Origin of the sequence: Bradyrhizobium sp. YR681 (genome assembly GCF_000282615.1) — a bacterium.
Lineage (GTDB): Bacteria > Pseudomonadota > Alphaproteobacteria > Rhizobiales > Xanthobacteraceae > Bradyrhizobium.
The window spans coordinates 1-18,470 of the sequence record NZ_AKIY01000215.1 but is presented as its reverse complement, the minus strand read 5'-3'; the positions used below and the strand labels follow the sequence as shown (position 1 = coordinate 18,470).

Below are 18,470 nucleotides of genomic sequence, written 5' to 3'. Positions count from 1 at the left end.
CCAGGATAGACAGCGGGAGGCGAAGAGGCACACGGACCATTCCCCCGAAGGCCCGTTTCCCCGTCGCGGAACACCCCGTCCGCCGGTCCAAAACTCGTCCGCGCTGGCAGGTCTCCCGGCTTGCGGAGCAGGGCTTTTGGCCCTTCGATCCCCGCCTTCCCGATCCCCTGGGGGATCAGTGGCTTCGGGCATCTCTCCGGTCACGGTCGCGGGGGCGGCTGCATTTTGGACCCAAATCTTGCCGATTCGGACCCTATCGCATTCCCTCTTCGCCTGTCATAGGACAGGAACCAACGCCGGGCCACCATTTGCCCCCGGCCGCCTCTTGTCAAGCCGAAGGACCGGGACCGATGACACCTGAACCGGAACCCCAAACAGCTGAGGAAACCGACTCCCGGCACGCCCAGAAAATGGCGAAGAAGAAGGCTGCCCGCGACAAGATCATGGCGACCAAGAGCGGCGAAAAGGGCCTCATCATCGTTCATACCGGCGCCGGCAAGGGCAAGTCCTCCTCGGCCTTCGGCATGGTCGTCCGCTGCGTCGCCCATGGCTTCCCCTGCGCGGTCGTGCAGTTCATCAAGGGCGCCTGGGATACCGGCGAGCGGCGCCTACTCACCGGCCATTTCGGCGATCTCTGCCAGTTCCACGCCATGGGCGAAGGCTTTACTTGGGAGACGCAGGACCGCGCCCGCGACATTGCGGCCGCGCAGGCCGGCTGGGCGAAGGCCAAGGAGCTGATCCTGGATTCGAACCTGCGCATGGTCGTGCTCGACGAGATCAACATCGCGCTGCGCTACGACTATCTCGACATCGCGGAAGTCGTCGACTTCCTGACAACCTCGAAGCCGCCGATGACGCATGTCGTGCTCACTGGGCGCAACGCCAAGGACGAGTTGATCGAGATCGCCGATCTCGTCACCGAGATGACGTTGGTCAAGCACCCCTTCCGCTCCGGCATCAAGGCGCAAGCCGGCGTCGAGTTCTGAATTCGATGGCACGCGCGCTGATGATCCAGGGAGCCGGCTCGGACGTGGGCAAGTCGCTTATCGTCGCCGGCCTCGCGCGCGCCTTCACGCGGCGCGGCCTGCGCGTGCTCCCCTTCAAGCCGCAGAACATGTCGAACAATGCGGCGGTGACCGTCGACGGCGGCGAGATCGGCCGTGCCCAGGCGCTTCAGGCACTCGCCGCCGGCGTCGAGCCGCACACCGACATGAACCCGGTGCTGCTCAAGCCGGAGACCGATGTCGGCGCGCAGGTCATCGTGCAAGGAAAACGCATCGCGACCGCGCGTGCGCGCGAATACGCGGCGATGAAGCCCTCGCTGATGGGCTCGGTGCTTGAGAGTTTTGAGCGGCTGAAGGCCCGCGCCGATCTGGTGCTTGTGGAAGGCGCCGGCAGCCCGGCCGAGGTCAATTTGCGCAAGGCCGACATCGCCAACATGGGCTTTGCGCGCAAGGCCGATGTCCCGGTCGTGCTGGTCGGCGACATCGACCGCGGCGGCGTCATCGCCCAGCTGGTCGGCATCAAGACGGTGATCGACCCCGAAGATGTCGCGATGATCCAGGGCTTTGTCATCAACAAGTTCCGCGGCGATCCCACGTTGTTCGACGACGGCTACAAGCTGATCGAGGCGAAGACCGCGTGGCGCGGCCTTGGCGTGTTGCCCTGGTTCGCGCGCGCCGGCGAGCTGCCGGCCGAAGACGCGCTGGGCCTCAGCGATGCGCGCAAGCCGGGCCAGCGCAAGATCGCCTGCCTTGCGCTGTCACGGATCGCCAATTTCGACGATCTCGATCCGCTCAAGCTCGAGCCTGGTGTCGATCTCGTCATGGTGCGTCCGGGCGAAGTCATCCCCGGCGATGTCAGGCTCGTCATCATCCCCGGCTCGAAGTCCACCCGCGGCGATCTTGCCTTTTTGCGCGCACAGGGCTGGGACATTGATCTCTTCGCGCATCATCGCAGAGGTGGCCATGTGCTCGGCCTCTGCGGCGGCTATCAGATGCTCGGGCGCAGCGTCACCGATCCCGACGGGATCGAAGGACCTGCCGGCGACACGGCGGGCCTCGGGCTTCTGGACGTGGAAACGGTGATGAGCCCGCAGAAGACATTGACGCGGGTCGCGGCCGTTCACGCCGCCACGGACCAGCCCATCCAGGCCTACGAAATTCATATCGGCCGGACCGATGGGCCGGATCGCGCCCGGCCGTTCGCAAAATTGAATGGCGAGCCGGAAGGCGCAAGCTCCGGCGATGGCCGGGTGCAAGGCAGCTATCTGCACGGCCTGTTCACGTCGGACGATTTCCGAAAGGCCTATTTGGCAAAGCTCGACATTCCCGCGGGCGACGAGCCCTACCACGCCAGGGTCGACAGCACGCTTGACGCGCTCGCCGATCACATCGAACAGCATCTCGACGTCGAAGGCCTGCTCGCGCTAGCGCGCTAGCACCTCGGCAAGGCGCGTCCATTCGGCCTCGCTGCCGGGAAGCCCAAGCCGCAGCCATGTCGGTTTTTGCGCGAAGACGCGCGACCAGATTTGGCCACGCGCCAGCTTCTCCTGCGCAGCAAGCGCGTCAGGCGTCTCGTAGAGGCGAAACAGCGGCGCGCCGCCGACGAGCCGCCAGCCTTGCGCTGGCGCCATGGCGTCAAGGCGAGCGCAGTCGGCCGCTAGGCGCACCGACGTAGCCTCGGCCCAGGCAGCGTCACGCAATGCGCGACAGCCGATTGCGATCGCCGCTCCCGAGACTGGCCATGGGCCCGACGCGGCCGCGAGCTTGGAAATATCGGCCGCATTGCCGATCGCGAAGCCAAGCCGCAGCCCGGCAAGGCCATAGAACTTTCCGAACGAGCGCAGGATCAGCAGTCCCGGATGATCCGCTTCGGGCGCGAGCGACAGCTGCGGAACGGCATCGGCAAAACTCTCGTCGACGACGAGGCGGCCGACGTCCGGCAGCAGCGCCAGCAAATCCCTTGGCGCAAAATGCCGGCCATCGGGATTATTGGGATTGACGACAACAGCGAGATCCGCGCCTGCGAGCGCGTCGAGCTCCCCAACCTCCTGAACATCCCAAGCCGCCGCCGACAGCACCCCGGCATATTCATTGTAGGTCGGCGCGAGAATGCGCGCCCGGCCGGGTGGCACCAGTTGCGGCAGCAATTGAATCGCAGCCTGCGCGCCGCCCATCGCGACGATCGGTGCGCCGGTCCGATAGGCATGCCGGGCCGCCCGGTGCAGGGCGTCGATCTCGGATCGCGACGGCAACGCCTGCCATTGATGCGTACCGATCTCGCCGACGGGATAAGGCGACCGGTTGATCCCCGTCGACAGATCGATCCAGTCCTCCGCACGCCCGCCAAAACGTTGCTGGGCCAGATCGAGATTTCCGCCGTGCTCGCGCATGCCCCGTTCTTTCACGCGAGAGCCAGGATCGCAAGGAGGCCGGCGAGCAGCAGCATGGCGCGTCGGTAGACCGCCAGAGCCTCGCTGATATCGGCAGCGCGCGGATCGCGCGCGCCTTCGTTGAGCCAGGGCTCGCTGGTGACGTTGCCGTGATAAACGCGCGGACCGCTGAGCCGCACACCGAGGGCACCGGCCATGGCCGCTTCCGGCCATCCGGCATTGGGCGAGCGGTGACGACGCGCATCCCGCGTCATGCACGACAACGCTTCCGATCGCCGCGGTGCCAGCAGAATGAATAGAAATCCGGTCAAGCGCGCCGGAATGAAGTTGGCGACATCGTCGATGCGCGCGGCCGCCCAGCCGAAGGCTTCGTGGCGTTCGCTGCGATGTCCGATCATGGAATCCAGCGTGTTGATCGCCTTGTAGCCGAGGATCCCCGGCAGACCGAACAGCGCGCCCCAGAACACCGGCGCGACGATACCATCCGATGCATTTTCAGCCAGGCTCTCGATCGCCGCGCGCGCGATGCCGGCTTCATCGAGCGTTGCGGGATCGCGGCCCACGATACGCGAGACCGCATCGCGCGCACCGGCGATGTCACCGGCCATCAACGGCTTCACGACGTCAGCGACATGGTCATTAAGCGACCGTAAGGCAACCAGCGGCCAGGCCAGGACTCCGACCAGCACGATCTGAATCCAACCCGATGGAAGCCAGGACTGAAATATCCAGCCGAGTGCGACGGAGAGCGCGATCACAGCGAGCGCCCCTGCAACGCCAACGGCGCGGCGAAGCGCCGGCGGATCGGCGGAACGATTCCAGCCGCGATCGATGGCGCCGATCAGCCGCCCCAGCCAGGTTACGGGGTGGCCGATCCGCGCGAACAGCCACGACGGCCAGCCCAGCAGGGCATCCACCGCCATCGCCACCACCATCGCGCCCGCAAAGCCCACGCCTACGCCTCCTGTCCCGCCCCTGTTGCTCAAAGCGAGCGCCAAGCGCAAGCCCCTCGCCGCCTGATTTCGGCTTTGTCTTTGGCCGCGTTTGGTGATTAGTCAGGCCCACAGGAGACCCTTATGACCGTCATCTTGATCACGGGCGGAGCGCGATCGGGCAAGAGCAAGCGTGCGGAAACGCGCACGCGCGCCTTCCCCGGGCAGCCCGTCTATGTCGCGACGGCCGAGGCGCTCGATGCCGAAATGGACGCGCGCATCACCAAGCATCGCGCGCGCCGCGGAACCGACTGGATCGAGCGGGAGGTGCCGCTCGATCTCGTGCCCGCGCTGCTCGCAAGCGACGGTGGCGGGGCAAGGCTGGTCGATTGCCTGACGCTGTGGCTCTCCAACCTGATGCATGCCGAGCGCGACTGGGAACGCGAGGTGACAAAACTTGCCGACGCCCTGCCCGACCTGAAGAGCCCCGTCGTCTTCGTGACCAACGAGGTCGGCCTCGGCATCGTGCCCGACAATGCGCTGGCGCGCAGCTATCGCGATGCCGCCGGGATCATGAACCAGACCATCGCCGCCGTTGCCGACGAGGTCGAGTTCGTCGTCGCAGGCCTTCCGATGAAATTGAAATGATGCCGCGCACCGAGCTTCTCAAGGACATCATTGCCGATCTCAGGATGGCGGCATCGTTCATCACGATCCTCCCTGTCGCATCGTCGAAGCCGGCGGCCGACGGCGCCGTCGCGCGGGCGACCTGGGCGCTGCCGGTCGCGGGTCTGATGGTCGGCCTTGCCGGCGCGTTGGTCTACAAGATCGCCAGCCGGCTCGGACTGACGCCAAACCTCGCCGCCCTGCTCGCTCTCGCCGCGACCGCCCTCATCACCGGCGCACTGCACGAGGACGGGCTTGCCGATACCGCCGACGGGCTCGGCGGCGGTCGTACGCGTGAGCACAAGCTCGAGATCATGCGCGACAGCCGGATCGGCACTTACGGCGTCTGCGCGCTGATCCTGTCATTCGGCCTGCGCTGGAGCGCGCTCGCGGCGATCGCCAATCCCTGGGCCGTCGCGCTCGCACTGTGCGCCGCGCACACTGCTGCGCGCGCGGGCGTGCCCGCCTTCATGTCGCTGGTGCCGCCGGCCCGGCCCGATGGCCTCTCTGCAAGCGCCGGCGCTCCGCCTGGCCGCAGCGTGGCCATCGCCTTCGCCGTTGGAACATTGGCGCTTGTTCTTGCGCTCGGGCCGGGCAAGGCGCTTGTCGGCCTGATCCTGCTGTCGATTGCCGGCTTCACGCTGGCGCGTCTCGCGATCCGCCAGATCGGCGGACAGACCGGCGACATCCTGGGCGCGTTCGAGCAGACCGGCGAAATCCTGATCCTGCTGGTGGCGGCATCCTTCCGGATGGGAGGCTGATCTCTTGGTCGCGTTCGACGACACCTTCCGCCGGCAATTGCGCGAGCTGTTCGTGTGGCGCCGCGATGTCCGCCGCTTTCGGAGCGATCCGCTGCCGGACGGCGCCGTTCCTCGCCTGATCGAGACGGCCTGCCTCTCACCGTCCGTCGGACTCAGCCAGCCCTGGCGCTTTGTCATCGTCGATGACGAGGTAAGGCGTCGCGCCGTGATTGACGACTTCAGGGTCTGCAACGCCGATGCGCTGAACTGCTATTCCGACGAGCGGGCCGCGCGCTACGCCACCCTTAAACTGTCGGGACTCGAACAAGCGCCCGGCCACCTCGCCGTGTTCGCGGACAAGGCCAGCGACATCGGCCATGGCCTCGGCCGCGCCACCATGCCGGAGACGACGGAATATTCCGTGGTCGCCGCCATCACCGCGATGTGGCTCGCCGCGCGCGCGGAAGGCATCGGGCTCGGCTGGGTGTCGATCCTGAACCCGGATCGCATTCACGCCGTGCTCGACGTGCCAAGATCCTGGAAATTCATCGCTTATCTCTGCATCGGCTATCCGGAAGTCGAATGCGACCAGCCCGAGCTGGAGCAGGCGAAATGGGAGCACCGGCGCGGCGCGGAGGAGTTTACGCTGCGACGTTAGCACGCCGCACCATCCTGCGCCATTGCGAGGAGTGAAGCGACGAAGCAATCCAGAGTCCCTCCGCGGAAAGATTCTGGATTGCTTCGCTGCGCTCGCAATGACGACGGAGAGAAAGGCAATCCGCCGCTACGACTTGCTCTTCCCCGCAACCGCCGCCACGGGCGCCGGGCTTTCCGGTTTCTGGAACATCAGCAGCGGCCGGAAGATGACGCGGCCATAGGCCTCGTAATGGTTCTGGGTCGAGACCGCCATCTTCAGCGGCGTCGCGTAATTCGCCTCGAACGTCATGCACGGCGCGTAGGTCCAGGAGAAGCCGACGCCGACAGAGGCGAGTTCAGTGACGCCGGGGAAGGTCGAATACACCGCTCCCCAATCGGTGAAGATGTAGGTGTCGAAACCCTTGAGCCAGGACGACCAGTTGTAGTGCAGCTCGGCGTTGAAATAATAGCCGCTGTCGCCGGATGCGGAATTGGTCGGATAGCCGCGCACGGTGGTCGGACCGCCGATCGAGAAGATCTGGTCGCCCGGCAGCAGCTTCTCCTGCGTGTATTGCCAGCTTGCCAGCACATTGGTGCTGAAATTCGCCGGCCCCGCGGCGCTGGTCGCGATCAGCGAGCCGGTATAGGTGTTGAACGTGCGGTTGTTGCCGAGCACGTGGTCTTGCCACTCGATGTAGTTCACTGCCGGCGAAACCGTGATCGAATAGGCGTTGCCGGACTTTGTCACCGAGACGCCGGCCGTCGCCTTGTCGTAATGATCGTCGGTGACTGAAACCGTGGCGAAACGGCTGACCGTCTTGCCCTCGGTCTCGGCGGCGTTGAACAATACCAGCCAATCCTGCGTCACCCAGAGCGGCTGGCTGAAATTAATCGCGGCCTGGCTTGAGCGCCCGGTGACGTCGAGCGCAACGAACGGACCCTGGACGATCTTGATCTTGCCTTCGGTATAACTGACGCCGACGCGGCCGCCCCAGGGATTGACCGGAACGCTATAGGCGACGTTGCCGTTGAGATTGCCGTCGGAGCGCACGCCATAGAAGGTCAGGCGATCGTCGACGCCGAACAGGCCGTGGCGCTTGTAGAAGGCCCCGCCTTCCCAGCGCCCGGTGTTCTCGGAGCCCTGGTTGTCGGTGAAGAGCTGCAAGGTATCGACCGGCGGCTCGATCACCGCGAACTGGAGATCGGTGAGGCCGAAACTCGTGCCGGGCTGGAGCAACGCCTTGATCTGCACGTCGTTGGTCCGGTTGAACCAGATCACGTCGCGATTGAGCTTTGGAACGTCGAGAACCTCGCCTTCAGGCTCTTTCACGCGTTGAAGGATATAGTCGGTGCGAGTCTGCTTGTTGCCTTCGATGCTCGTCTTCTGGAGCCGGCCCTCGGTCAGCTTGATCTTGACCACGCCGCCCTTGGCGTCCTGGTCCGGGAGCGTCGCGATGCCGGTGACGATGCCGCGATCGGTGTAGATGGCGTTGATGTCGGCGACGAGTTGCAACAGCGCGGCGATATCGACATTCTTGCCGACATATTTCCTGGCGATCTCGTCCAGCTCCGCCGGCGTGATGAACTTGGACTGGTCGAACTCGACCTTGCGCAGGCGGAATTTCGGTCCGCCCGGCTTCAGCAGCTGGGACTTTTCCCGCTCGCCGCCGATCACCGCCGGGCCGTTGAGCTTGGGCGGCGCACTCTGCTGTTCGAGCTGGCGGCGTTGACGATCAACGTCGTTCTGGATCACGCCGGGATTGATCGACTGGGCGCGAGCGGATTCGATGCAGCAAGCTGCAAGCCCGACCCCCAACACTGCCCCCCAAATCCGCATCCCGGCTCCCGTTACCATGCCTGTGCGAGACGGCCCACGGCCGGCTTCGCCGTCTCAACAGAGGCGTCCTTCCAACCCGGACGACCGGTCCGCTGCCCCTGGCGGCGCAGCTTGCGCAGGTCGCTCAGTCCCTCGATGTTGACAGCGGGACCGGCGCCGATGGTCTCGACCGGACGCGGCGTCAGCAGCGCGTCGAGCCGCGCCTTGCCGGAGAGACCGAGCAGGTAGAACGTCCCTGCATCCTTCTTCGCGAGCCAGGTCTCGATGGTCTCCTTGCCCTCACCGTCCACCGGGATGTTGCGTACCATGCTGGCGCCGGTGAAGCCGTAGCAGCAGGTGTGGCCCGGCCCGTAATTGGTCACGCTCGCCGAGACGTCGCCGGTGTAGAGCACCACATAGGCATTGGTGACATTGGCGTTGCCGATCTGGGCCATCGTGAACACCCCGCCCGGCTGGTAGAGCTGGAGCGTCGGCCAGTTGGACGGTGCCGGCGTGCGGTTGTTGAGCAGCACCTGCTGGGTCGCCGTGGTGAGCATCAGCTGGCCCGGGACGTAGCCGTTCAGGACCGTGACCGCGTGTGCGTCGGTGAAGATGTTCGCGTCCACCACCCTGAGCTGGTTGATGATGATGCTGTCCGGGTCGATCGAGACGTTGGCGGACTTCGCGACGCCGCCGTTATAGCCGGTGATGTTCAGGATCAGCGGGATCGACGGATTCGAGCGGATCTGCTCGCCCTTGACGTTGATCGTGTCGGCCGCGAGGTCGAGCTCCCTCACGACGCTGACCCAGTTGATCGTCAGGTCGCCCGAGGACGTCATCTTGACGATGTCGCCGCTGACCCGGTCGAACGAGACCGACCCGGCCACATCGAAACGCGTCTCGCCGTTGGCGGTGATCGATCCGCCGCGGAGCGAACCCGTGTCGGACTTGACGTTGAGGTCGCCGGCGTCGCCCGGGATACCCGTCGTGGTGAGCTGGCTGAAGACGATGTCGTTCACGGCATGCAGGGTCTGGGTGCCGCCGCTGATGGCGGTGCCGACAGTGATACCGCCTGCCGTCGCGGTGACGTCGAGCGTGCCGCCCGCGGTGAGATTATCCCAACGAACGACCGTGCCGCTCAGGACCGCGTTGCCGGTGGTGGCCATGAGGTTATGACCGGTGTTGGCGCCCGCTGCGATCAGCCTTGCCGAACCGTGCGCCGAGACCGAGCCGAGCGTCGGCACGCCGCCTGATATCAACGTCTGCGCCAGGATGAAACCGTTGTCGGCGTTGACGTTGATGCTGCCGGCATCGCCGGTGATGCCGGTGGTCGTCAGCGCGTTGAACGTCACGTTGTCATGGGCGTGGATGGTCTGCGTGCCGCCGCTCTGCGCGGTCTGGAAGGCGATGCTGCCCTGGCTCGACGTCACGCCCAGCGTCGTCCCGACATTGAGGACGTTCCAGTTGACCGGACCGCTCGCGGTCAGCAGGCCCGCGCCGGTCGTGGCGGCGAGCGTGTTGCCGGTGATCGTGGTTGCGGCAAGCAGCGACGCCGAGCCGTTGGCCGAGACCGACCCCTGGCTCGTCACCCCGCCAGACGTCGCGGTCTGCGCCAGGATGAAGCCGTTGTCGGCGGTGACGTTGATGCTGCCGGCATCGCCTGCGATGCCCGTGGTCGTCAGCGCGTTGAACGTCACATTGTCGTGGGCGCGGATGGTCTGCGTGCCGCCGCTCTGCGCGGTCTGGAACGTGATGCTGCCCTGGCTTGCCGTCGCGCCAAGCGTCGTCCCGGTGTTGAGCGTGTTCCAGTCGATCGGGCCGGTCGCGGTCAGCATCGCCGAGCCGGTCGTGGCGGCAAGCGTGTTGCCGGTGATGGTGGTGGCAGCCAGCAGCGTCGCCGAACCATGCGCCGAGACCGAGCCCAGCGTGGTCACGCCGCCCGAAATCACCGTCTGCGCCAGAATGAAACCGTTGTCGGCGGTGACGTTGATGTTGCCGGCGTCGCCGGCATTTCCGGTCGTCGTGAGCGACTTGAACGTCACGTTCTGGCTGGCACGGACCGTCTGCGAACCGCTGCTGTCGGCGGTGCCGATGACGATGCTGCCGTTGTTTGCGACGGCACTGAAGCTACCGCTGGCGCCGGCCGCCGTGCCTGCCAGCACCTGGTCGAGCGTCAGGCCGCCGGTGCCGAGGATATCCACGCTGCCCTTCACCGCCGACAACAGGCTCGCCTCGGCATCGGTCAGCGCCTTCAGATAGATGCTGCCGGCGCTCGCGCTGGCCGACAGCCGCGTGGCGTTGGTGGTGAACCGGCTCGCCGCGCTGCCGATGCCGTTCGATGCACTCAGCGACACTTCGGCGCCGGCACCGGACACGAGGAACTTGGTCTGGCCGTCGCCATTGTCGATGATCGCGCCGAGTGAGGCGACGCCGCCGGCGGTGACGACGATCGACGGGGTATTCGAGGCGGCGGCGTAGGAGAGCGACGAATTCAGCTGGCCGATCGTCGCATCGCCGGTCGTGGTCACCGAGATCAGTCCGGGCGCGTTGATCGCGGAATAGGCACCCATCGACAGCGTCGCTGCCACCAGCGTCACGCCGTTTGAGCCGCTGGTCGCAACCACCGGCGCAGCGCTGGTGCCGGCCGCGAAACTCATGCCGCGGTTGGCGAGCAGCTGCATCAGGCCGCCGCTGGTGATGTCGGCATTGACGGTGAGCCCGCCGCGCGCAGCATTCAGCGTCAGCGCGCCGCCAGCCGTCAGCGTTCCATAGGGGCCGCTCGTACCAACCATGAGATCGCCGGTGACCGCGAGGATGCTGAGGTCGCCGACCGCCGAACCGGTCACCGCGCCGGAGATATTCACCTGCAGCGGCTGGAAGGTCGAGCCGTTGAAGCCGATGCTGCCGCCGGCGCGCAGATCGAGGTCGGCGCCCAGGATGTGGATCGCCGACCGGTCGGTGAAGCCGGCTTCGGCGTAGATGCTGCCGGCCGCGGCGAGCTGGATCGCATTGCCGGCGGCGATGTTGCCGAGGATGAGATCGCCGGTGGTCTGCTTCAGGTAGATGCCCTGCGCCGACGAAACCTGGTCGAGCTGGTCGTTGGACGGATCTGCGAAGGCGATCTGCAGCGCGTTTGCATTGTTCGCGGGATTGCTTCCGGCGGTTCCCGCGGGAGCGCCGACATTGCCGTGCTCGGCGATCAGGGTCAGGTTGCCGATATCACCCGAGATCACCGCCCCGCCCGCATTGTTGGAGATGCTATTGACGGCGTCGAGCTTGACGTCGCCGCGGCCGGTCACCTGGATGCCATTGGCCTGCGCGGCCGCGATCGGGCCGTAATTGGCGGTGATGCCACCGAGTGCGAGGCTGTTCTTGCTGCCGAGATAGACATTCGTCAGCGCCTTGGCCGAAATCGCGATCGGGTTGTCGACGACGACGAGGTTCTGCTGCGACAGGCTGACCGTGTAGGTCGTGACATGGGTCGTCGGATCCGTGACCGCGCCGACGGTGAGCTGGCCGGGACCGGCGGTGGCGAGCAAGCCCCTCTGCTCCGGCGTCAGCGACGAGGAATCGACGCTGGTGAAGGTGAAGGTCTGAGGCGCGGCCGAATTGCCGACCGAGCCGCGCGGCGCGTAGAGCATGATCTGGTTGGCGCTGACATTGGCCACGACGTTCTCGTCGATCGGCGGCGGCGCCGCGCCGACGGCCGACGACGACACCGTGTAGGCGAGCTGGCTCTGCGTCCACTGCGAGCCCGCGGTGATGATGTTGTAGACCCGCTCGGTCGATGCGAGCGTGTAGCTGTAATTCGCGCTGAAGTGGCCCGGTTGCAGGGCGGCCTGGAGCGCGGCGTTGGTCGGCAGGAACTGCTGATCCGTCGTCACGCCGTCAAACAGCTTGGTGAACAGGGTCGTCGAGAGCGAGCTGCCGAACACCGTCGCCAGCGGATCCGCAGGCGCGCTTCCGAGCAGCGTGGTCAATGAGCTCTTGAGCTCGGCGGTGCTGATCTTGCCGAGCAGGAACTGGTCCCGCAGGAACCGCGTGGTGGCCTCGACCTTCATGTCCGTCGTCGAGACGTTGGCAGGATCGATGCCGAGCTTGGCCGCCACCTGCGCTCGCAGCACCGTCAACCCCACCGAGGTCGGATTGTAGGTGCTGCCGTCCTGGAACGCGATGTTCTTGAGCTGGAAGTAGTCGTTGTAGGCTGACGTCACCATCGACTGGTAGCTGTTGACCGCATTGGTGGCGGCGTTGCCGCTGAGCAGGTCGAGGCTCGCCCAAACGCTCTGAAGATGATCGCTCTGCGCCTGGGTCAGGCCAACCGCCGCCCGGCCGTTCAGGATGCTGGCCTGGTTGCCGTCGGCGCCGGCAGCCTCCAGGAACACCGGGCCGCCGGTCGACTGGATCGTGCCGAGGCGCAGATCGCCCTTGGACTGGACGATGTAGGTGCCGGTCGCCGAAGCGCTGTCGAGAACGCCGCCATCGACGGCGCCGCTCGCCTGAACCGTCCCCGTCGCCTGGATCACCAGCGGATTGATGTTGGTCAGGGTCGACGCGCCGTTGACGACGGCGCTCGTCGCACCGATCGCGCCCGAGGTGGAGTTGATCTCGATGTTCTTGCCGATCACGACGGGCGTGGCGACGTTGTAGGCCGACGCCGAGTTGATGTCGCCGGTCGCCGACAGGAAGACGTTGCCCTGCGGCGTGGCGCCCGCCGAATTCACCTTCACCTGGTTGATCGACAGCGCGCCGATCGCGGAGATCGCGATGTCGCGGTCGATCGAGCTGGCGGTCAGGCTGCCGCCATAGATCTGCACCTGGACGGGAGCCTTGGTGGTGCCGAGCGTGCCGATGCCGCCGTCACCCCGAAGCGTCACGCTCGTTCCCGAGATCACCGGATTGTTGGCATTGGCGCCGACCGTGATCGACGAGTTGGCGCCGGTGGCGCTAAGCGTCGTCGTGCCCTGAAGGTTGTTGATCGACCCGTTGATGACGATGCCGGAAGTCGAATTGACCACGACGTCACTGCTTCCGCCGCCGGTGAACTTGATATTGATCGGATTCGACGCCTTGACCGTGTTGGTCAGCGTGAGCGTCAGGTGATCATAGATCGCCTGGTACCAGTTGAACTGGGCGTCCGCGCCACAACACTTTTCCACGTGAGTGTTGAGTCCAACGGGGGACCCGTCCGGATTCACACCCCCCGCCCAGTGATAGCTGCCCGTGGCGGTGGTGACCTTCTGGTAATTGGTGCTCTGCGTGCCCGAAACCAGACTGGTGGTGCGGGTCCAGTTCTCTCCGGTGGCCTGATTGGGCGTGAAGGCCCAGCCGTAGTCGAACTGCGTGCTGGTGGTCGGACGATCCAGCGTCGCGGTGTCGACCCACTGATAGAGCATGTTCTCCTTTGTCGCGTACTGGATTCCTGCCGTGCCGGTCCTGGCGGTGAGCATCGACGGGTCGATCGCGGCCGCAGTGACGCTGTTGACCTCGTAGCGCGACACCTGCTGGTTGCTCGCGGCCTTGGGATCGTAGACCCACCACGTCGTCTTGCCTTTGAGCTGGTCGACGATCTCGACCACGCTCTGGGCGCTGGCACCGGTGTTGATGGTGTTGGTGACAAGCGCAAGCCCGGTCGTGTTGTTGACCGTGATCGTGCCGGCACCGCCCTTGATCTCGATGTTGCCCTGGGTCTGGGTGCTGTCGGTCGAGGTCGAGATGATCTTGCCATTCAGGTAGACGTAACCGCCCGCACCCTGCACCACGCCGTTCAGGATGAACTGGTCGGTGAGAGCGTTGTATCTCACGCCGATCTTCGTATCGCCGGCGCCTGACGTGGTCAGATTGACCCCTGAGATTTCGACATAGCTGCCGTTCTGCGCGTTGGCCTGGGCCTGCGCAAAAGCGGCGCTGTTGTTCTTGAGATTCGTGACCTGCTGCAACGCATCCGCGCCGATGTTGACCGAGTAATTGCTGCTCGAGCCGGCCTGGATAGTGCCGTTAATATTGATCACCGACGCCGAGATGATGACCGCCTGGCCGGTGATGGTCCGGGTCGCCGTCGCGGTCGCCGGCGTATTCGCGGTCTTCGCCGTGATTGCATCCGGCTGGATGTTGATGACCTGGAAGAAGGCCGAGCATCCCGAACAATTAAACGGCGTCTTGTACGGACCGCTATCCGCGTAGACATTTCGCCCGTCATAGGTCGTTTTCTCCCATGGCGCAGTCGAGATGACCTGAGTGGTCGGCCCCTCGATCTGCTGGAGCGTGGCGACGCTCGGCACGCTGCCCGCGTTGGGATTGCCATTGCCGGGCGCACCCGAGCCCGTCGGCAGGAAGATCGACGAATAGAGCGAGACGCCGTCGTAAAACGTCATCAGCATGCGCGCCGTGAAGATCGTGCTGGCGTCGGCGTTGCCGACCGGCGCATAGATGCCGCTACTGCCGCTGGCGCAGCAATAATAGAAATACGGGTGATCGCCTCCCGAACCGATATGCGGCGCGGTCTCGTAGGCGCCGTAGGCGCCGAGATAGGTCGCCGCCGTCATCACCGCCGTCAGCGCGTCCTCCGGCCTGTTTTCGGTGGTCTCCCATTGCGAGGTGACCGCGCTGCTGCTGTCGTAGAAGCTCCCGATACCGCCGAGGAAGGTAAACGTGCCTTTGGGCACCACGATCTGGACGGTTGCGGCGCTGAGTGACTGCGATGCGACGACGCTGCCGAGATTGTTGACGACTTTGAGCAGGCCGTTGCCGTTGTTGACGGCGCCGTTGAAATAGATGTCTGGCGTGCGGATCAGTACGTTGCCGTTCTGGTCGATGCCCTGGCCGCTGTCGGGATCGAGGCGGTTGTAGGTGGCCGAGATGTCGATGACCGGCGTCGCGCTCGGCATCGCGGTGAAGGTCACATTGGACTGCGAATCCGGGTCGACATGGTCGATCTGGCGGTAGGTGATGTTGCCTCCGGTCACATCGGTGACCGTGAGGTTGGCCAGGCTCATGAAGTCGAGGCCCTTGTTCTCGATCTTGATCAGTGGCGAACTGCGCGCGATGACCGCGGGGGCCGCCGGGTTCGTGCCGCTGTTTCCGGTCAACTTCTGCGCCAGGATCGAAACGTTGCCGGCCGACACCAGCATGTCGCCGAACGCGAAGGCGTTGCCGGGCGCGTCGGAAGTGAAGGGCGCCTGCTTGATCAAGGTGTCGATCTGGCGCTGGATGTCGCCGGTCGGATCGGTACCGGAAGGCGACATCGTGGCGGGCGACGTCGGCGTCGCCGCCGCGAGTTGCGAGCGGACCTGCGCCGCGGTCAGACCGGTGAGCGTCGCCAGTTGGTTGACCACCAGTTGGTAGGGATTGAAGTTGCCGACGATGGTGTACTGGACTGTCTGGTGGTTCCAGCTCATTGTCGGATTGAAGTGATCGACGTCGGAAACATATTCAAGGACCGACGACGAGCCGTTCGTCAGCGACGAGTAGGGACTGGTCGTGCTCAGCGTCGGCGTGCTCGCGCCGAGCTCGATCGTGATGGTCAAATCGTTGTTGATGCCCGCGACCACCAGACCGTTGAGCGCGACGTCGCCGGTTCCGCTGGTGTGGCTGTGGTTGTCGCTGTTCTTGGCGCTGAAGATATCCAGATACGGATTGTAGTTGCTGCCGTTGCCGGCCGCGGTGACCTGCCCCTGCGTTGCGCCCAGATAGATGTCGCGCGCGCCGAGGATGCTCGAGGTCGGGGCCAGCGTCAGGCTGGTCGTGTCGTCGGCATTGGCCGTGCCACGGTAGAGCGTAGAGATCGGGATGGCGGTATTGTTGTAGACGACCGTCGTCGCCGTCGCCTGCACACTGCTGAAGACTGAGCCGTCACCGGCAAGGCCCGCATAGATGTTGATGTCGCGCCAAGCCACGATCTTCGCGTTGTCGCCGACATTGACCGACTGGTTGGCGTGCACCCAGGTGTTGGTGCTGGCGCCGACGCCCGCGATCGCGCCATAGAGGCTGGCATTGGCGTTGTTCGCCGCCGCCATCTTCGCCGCCGTGCCGATATAGATCTTGCCGGCGCTGAACAGCTCGCGGGCATTGATGTTGACCGCGAGCGTGGCATTCGCGGTCATGTTGGATTCGGCGCCGCCGCCGGCGAAGAAGCTGGCCGTGGCCAGGCTCGCCGTGTCGTTGGTGTTCAGCGTGTTGTAGGCCTCGATATTGATGAAGGCCACCGACGTGAGCGGATCGTCGTTGAGGCTCAGCACCGTGCCGGCGCCGATATTGGTGTTGACGGTCTGCGTGACGGTCGAGGTGCTGAGCGCGGCAGCGCCCGAGAACGAGCCGCCGGAGCCGGAGCGCGCGCCGCCGCCGCCCTGGTTGACGATGTCGTTGGCGATGACGACCATGTTGCCGCCCGCCGAGTTGATGATCAGATGCGTTCCGATCTCGGCAGTCGTGGTCGAGTCGACGTCGTTCTGCGCCTTGCCGGCGGACACGCCGGCCGTCGACGCCTGGTAGGCGTCGCCGCTCGCGGCGTAATTCGTGGTGTGGATGGCATTGATGCGGAGGCCGCCGAAATAGAGCGTGTCGTCCGCCGTACCGCCGTCGAACCGTGCGTTGGTCACGGCGGTCGAGCTGGTCGTGGCCACCGCTGCCGCACCGGCATAGGTGCCGCCCGCGCCGACCATTGCGTTGGAGACATTGGTGTCGGTGCCGGTCGCCGTGATCCGGAGGATGCCGGTGTAGGCGCCGTGGTTCAGCGCATCCATGTCTGCCGGCGCACCCAGATAGGCATAGGTGTGGGCACTCGACGAGGTCTGCGCGACAGTGGCGCCGAGTGCCAGAAATCCGGTCGAAAGGCCGGTCGCCTCGGCATATTGGGCGCTGTCGTTTTCGGCCGCGATGGTGACGTTGGCGTTCGGCAGCACAATTCCCGTGCCGCCATAGGCGTTCACCGTCGCGTTCTCGGACGCTATGGCCAGGCTGCCCTGCGCGCCGATCAGCGAGCCGCCGCCGCCGGCGAGCGCCTTGGCCCAGGTCGTCGTGCCGCTGGTCGGAACCAGCGCCATGGCGGTCACCGCCAGCGCACCTCCCGAGAAGCTGACATTGTCGCCGACGTCCGCCGTCACCGTGGCGCCGACCGTGGACTTGGCGATGGCGACGCCGACGGCGGCGCCGCCGACCGAGACGCCAATCGCCTCGCTCGACAGATCGGGCGTGATCGACGCCGACACCAGCGTGCCGGCGCCGGTCGCTGACGTCGTGATCGAGGCACTGCTGCCGATCTCCGCCAGCACGGACGAGTTTTCGTGGGCCTCCGCATCCGCGCCGACGCCCGCGACGATACCGCCGCCGAGGGCGGTGGACGTCGTCGTCAGCGTGCCGGCGCCGCTTGCGCCCACTGCCAGGGTCGCGACGTTGACGGCGGAGCCGTTCAGAACCCGTGCTGCGACCGAGCTCGTTCGGCTTGCCGTTGCGACCGACGCACCGACAGCCACGGCACCGCCGGTGACACCGCCGGTGAAGACCACCTGGGTCGTCGAATCCTGCGCCATGACGGCGACACCATTGCCGGTGCCGCTCGCGCCGGTGATCTGGCCGCCGAGCATCGCCACCACGGAGTTGCTGACATTGCCGACCGCCACCGCCGCCTGCGCACCGAAATAAAGCGCCGCACCGCCGGCGATCGCCTCGGTGTCGATGGTCTTGCCGGCATAAGGTCCGGTGGCCGCGTCCTTGACGACCGCCGCAACGGTGACGATCGGTGCCGTGACGGCCAAAGGCGTATCTGCGGCCACCAGCACGCCGGAGCCGTTGCGTCCGTAGTCGCTCAGATTGGCCACCACGGTACTGTTGACGCTGGTGTAGCCGATGCCGGCACCGATGCCGACATTCTTGGCAAAGCCCGCGCCGAGCAGATACATCTTGGCCGCATTCGCGCTGGTCGCCGAGACATTGACCTGCGAGCCCGTGACGTTGCCGCCCGCGATCTGCGCGACCACGACGTCGTTGCCGCCGCTCAGCACGTTGCTGACGTCGTAGGTCGACGTCACGTTGGCACTGTTCGGATTGCCGGCCGTGCCGCTCGCGACCGCGTTGCTGCCCTGCGCGTTGTTGGTGCCGTTGTTCACGGACGCGATGGTGCCGTTGCCGTTCTGATTGAGTTGGCCGGTCTGCTGGCCCTGGGTGTCGGCATCGGCGGTGTTGGTACCGATGATGATGACGCCGACGGTCGCGCCGATGCCGACGCTGCCGCCGATGCCGGCGGGGACCGCGTAGGACAGCACCCCCTTGGTGCTGAGCGCGTTGACGTT

The 18,470-nt window shown here is 65.7% G+C and carries 9 protein-coding genes and 1 riboswitch; of the genes, 5 read left to right on the top strand and 4 right to left on the bottom strand.

Going from position 1 to position 18,470, the window contains the following annotated elements; genetic code table 11:
- Window positions 1-88: 88 nt before the first annotated feature.
- A riboswitch (cobalamin riboswitch) is annotated at window positions 89-310 on the bottom strand.
- A gap of 40 nt (window positions 311-350) precedes the next feature.
- On the top strand, window positions 351-986 hold the full coding sequence (cobO, locus tag PMI42_RS22370) for a cob(I)yrinic acid a,c-diamide adenosyltransferase (RefSeq protein WP_008138226.1): 636 nt from the start codon (window positions 351-353) through the stop codon (window positions 984-986).
- A 5-nt stretch (window positions 987-991) separates the two neighbouring features.
- A complete protein-coding gene (locus PMI42_RS22365) occupies window positions 992-2,440 on the top strand; it encodes a cobyric acid synthase (RefSeq protein ID WP_008138225.1) in 1,449 nt (482 codons plus the stop codon).
- On the opposite strand, the gene cobD is transcribed toward PMI42_RS22365, so the two are convergent.
- Together cobD and cbiB are read right to left on the bottom strand one after the other, a co-directional pair.
- Window positions 2,429-3,394 carry a threonine-phosphate decarboxylase CobD gene (cobD, locus tag PMI42_RS22360; protein WP_008138224.1) on the bottom strand — a complete coding sequence of 322 codons (966 nt, stop codon included), beginning with the start codon at window positions 3,392-3,394 and terminating at the stop codon, window positions 2,429-2,431. The two genes, PMI42_RS22365 and cobD, sit on opposite strands and share 12 nt — an antisense overlap.
- Before the next feature lie 11 nt (window positions 3,395-3,405).
- Window positions 3,406-4,347, bottom strand: coding sequence for an adenosylcobinamide-phosphate synthase CbiB (gene cbiB / locus PMI42_RS22355; protein WP_008138223.1), 942 nt, complete (start codon window positions 4,345-4,347; stop codon window positions 3,406-3,408).
- A 123-nt stretch (window positions 4,348-4,470) separates the two neighbouring features.
- Between cbiB and cobU the strand changes: the two genes are divergently transcribed.
- Genes cobU through bluB form a run of 3 tightly spaced genes read left to right on the top strand, consistent with a single transcriptional unit; the run spans window position 4,471 to window position 6,390 of the window.
- Entirely contained in the window at window positions 4,471-4,974 is a 504-nt protein-coding gene (gene cobU / locus PMI42_RS22350) for a bifunctional adenosylcobinamide kinase/adenosylcobinamide-phosphate guanylyltransferase (RefSeq protein WP_008138221.1), read from the top strand.
- Window positions 4,971-5,753: an adenosylcobinamide-GDP ribazoletransferase gene (gene cobS, locus PMI42_RS22345; protein ID WP_008138220.1), complete on the top strand. Its 783-nt coding sequence runs from the start codon at window positions 4,971-4,973 to the stop codon at window positions 5,751-5,753. Before cobU ends, cobS begins: the two co-directional genes overlap by 4 nt.
- 4 nt (window positions 5,754-5,757) lie before the next feature.
- Window positions 5,758-6,390, top strand: a complete 633-nt coding sequence (gene bluB / locus PMI42_RS22340) for a 5,6-dimethylbenzimidazole synthase (RefSeq protein WP_008138219.1) — start codon at window positions 5,758-5,760, stop codon at window positions 6,388-6,390.
- A gap of 126 nt (window positions 6,391-6,516) precedes the next feature.
- On the opposite strand, the gene PMI42_RS22335 is transcribed toward bluB, so the two are convergent.
- The gene (locus tag PMI42_RS22335; RefSeq protein ID WP_008138218.1) at window positions 6,517-8,205 is read right to left on the bottom strand and encodes a ShlB/FhaC/HecB family hemolysin secretion/activation protein; all 1,689 of its coding nucleotides are present in this window, start codon (window positions 8,203-8,205) and stop codon (window positions 6,517-6,519) included.
- A gap of 11 nt (window positions 8,206-8,216) precedes the next feature.
- Window positions 8,217-18,470: beta strand repeat-containing protein (locus PMI42_RS22330; protein WP_008138217.1), on the bottom strand; the 10,254-nt coding region annotated here is incomplete at its 5' end.